The sequence below is a fragment of the Xylophilus sp. ASV27 genome, from assembly GCF_016428875.1.
GTDB lineage: Bacteria > Pseudomonadota > Gammaproteobacteria > Burkholderiales > Burkholderiaceae_C > Xylophilus.
Map to the genome: position 1 here is coordinate 1 of NZ_JAELTO010000295.1, position 403 is coordinate 403.

The 403-nt window shown below is 76.7% G+C and carries 1 protein-coding gene; it reads left to right on the forward strand.

The features are described 5' to 3' along the window. The coding region (locus JHD63_RS22950; protein ID WP_198973131.1) for a hypothetical protein at positions 1 to 300 on the forward strand (300 nt) is incomplete at its 5' end. Between the last annotated feature and the right edge of the window lie 103 nt (positions 301 to 403).

Here is a 403-nt window from a genome sequence, read left to right on the forward strand (position 1 = left end):
CCCCCCCCCCCCCCCCCCCCCCCCCCCCCCCCCCCCCCCCCCCCCCCCCCCCCCCCCCCCCCCCCCCCCCCCCCCCCCCCTTTACACGCCCACGACGGCATACGAGATTTCCTGTACGGTCTCGTGGGCTCGGAGATGTGTATAAGAGACAGAAACCACGATGCGGGTCGGCGTGACCGCGGATTCGACGGTGCTCGATCCGCAAGCGGCCAGCAGTGCGGCCGATGCGCACAGCGCCAGCAGGGGGGTGCCTGTCTCTTATACACATCTGACGCTGCCGACGAAGAGAACCTAGTGTAGATGTGGGGGGTGGGGGGTGGGGTGGGGGGGGGGGGGGGGGGGGGGGGGGGGGGGGGGGGGGGGGGGGGGGGGGGGGGGGGGGGGGGGGGGGGGGGGGGGGGGG